The 1,744-nt window shown below is 75.8% G+C and carries 1 protein-coding gene; it reads left to right on the top strand.

From position 1 onward, the window contains the following. Window positions 1-225: 225 nt before the first annotated feature. A partial coding sequence (locus tag ACLQ14_RS19390; protein ID WP_425816087.1) for a DUF222 domain-containing protein occupies window positions 226-1,744 on the top strand: 1,519 nt, incomplete at its 3' end.

Below are 1,744 nucleotides of genomic sequence, written 5' to 3'. Positions count from 1 at the left end.
GTGTCGCTGCTCGAGCTCACGTTCGCTGACCTGATCGCCGGGCTCGTCGACGTCGTCACAGAACCTGCCGCTGTGACCCACTCCGCCGGTGCCCCCGCAGCCGCGACCCCCTCGACCCCCTCGACAACCTCGACGACCGCTTCGCTGCGAGACCCGCACCACGTCCCGGCAACGATGTCGCCGGGCGGCGGCCCAGGGTCCTCTCCGGGGTCTTCGCCGGAGCTCGTGGCGGAGCTCGAGGACCTCCTCCGCGTCCTGCCCGACCCGGTCATCCCGCCCGCTGCGCCGCCTGCTGGTGCCGCGCCTGCTGGTGCCGCGCCGGCCGGGGTCGCGGCGGTCCTCGCGGGCCTGGACCTGTCGGAGGTGAGCGACGGGACGCTGGTCGACGCGGTCGTCGCGTGGCAACGCGTCGCGTCCTGGGTCGCGGCCCGGCAGGCCCAGGTGGTCGCGGAGCTGCTCGCACGCGGCACGTCGTCCCTCGACGCGGACGCGGCGGTCCACGAGCTGTCCGCGGCGCTGACCACGTCCCGGCGCACCGCGAGCGACCTGGTCGGCCGGGCCGCGGGCCTCGCGGACTCGCCGCGGGTCGCGGACGCCCTCGCCGCGGGACAGATCGACACCGCGCGCGCGGACGTCCTGGTCTCCTACCCGGCGGTCCCCGTCGAGGTGAGGCGAAAGGTCGCGGACGACCTCGTCGGGACCACCACCGCCCCCGGCCCAGCGACCGGGCTGACCCCCGCACAGATCCGCGACCGGCTGCGGCGCGCCGCGATCGAGGCCGACCCCGGCGCCGCGACCACCCGGGCCCGCAAGGCCGCGGACGGACGGCACGTGTGGCTCGACCCGGCCCCCGACCAGATGGCCTGGCTGACCGCGCTCCTGCCCGCCACCGACGCCACGAAGGTCTGGTCCCGGCTCGACCACCTCGCCCGCCACGTCGTCCGCACCCCCGGGGACGACCGGACCGTGGCCCAGGCCCGCGCGGACGTCCTGACCGACCTGATCACCGGCAACACCCTCGCCCCCACACCGACCACCACACCCGACCCGGACACGCACGCCGACGCGACGAACACGGGAACGAACGAGGACCCGCCCCCCGAACACGCCGACGCAGACACGGACGGACAGGCGCCGACGACCGACGACCCGCCCGCGCCCGACGACTCGGCGGGCATCGACGACACGGGCGCGGGAGCGTCCTCGGGTAACGGCCTACCGGGCTGGTGGACACGCCTGGGACCGGTCCGGACCGTGATCAACGTGACCGTCCCCGCGTCCACGCTCCTCGGCCTCGACGAGACCCCCGCCGACCTGACCGGGTACGGCCCGATCCCCGCACCCCTGGCCCGGGCCCTCGCCGCGAACCCCGACGCGACCTGGCGCCGGATCCTGACCGACCCCGTCACCGGGACCGTCATCGACGTCTCCCGCCGCGGCTACGCCCCCGGGAAGGTCCTCGGCGACCTCGTCCGCACCCGCGACACCACCTGCACGTTCCCCGGCTGCCGGGTCCCCGCCACCCGCTGCGACCTCGACCACATCGAACCCTTCGACCCCACCCGCCAGCGGGCCGGGCAGACCCGCGCCGACAACCTGCACCCCGTGTGCCGCGCCCACCACAACGCCAAGACCCACGGCGGCTGGACCACCCACCGCACCATCGACGGCACCATCGTGTGGACCGCGCCCTCCGGACACGCCTACAAGGTCCCGACCAGCCCGACCGACCCCACCATCCCCG

The organism is Luteimicrobium sp. DT211 (genome assembly GCF_049844995.1).
Taxonomy (GTDB): Bacteria; Actinomycetota; Actinomycetes; order Actinomycetales; family Cellulomonadaceae; genus Luteimicrobium.
Note: the sequence above shows the minus strand (reverse complement) of the source record. Positions and strands in the feature narration are given on the sequence as shown.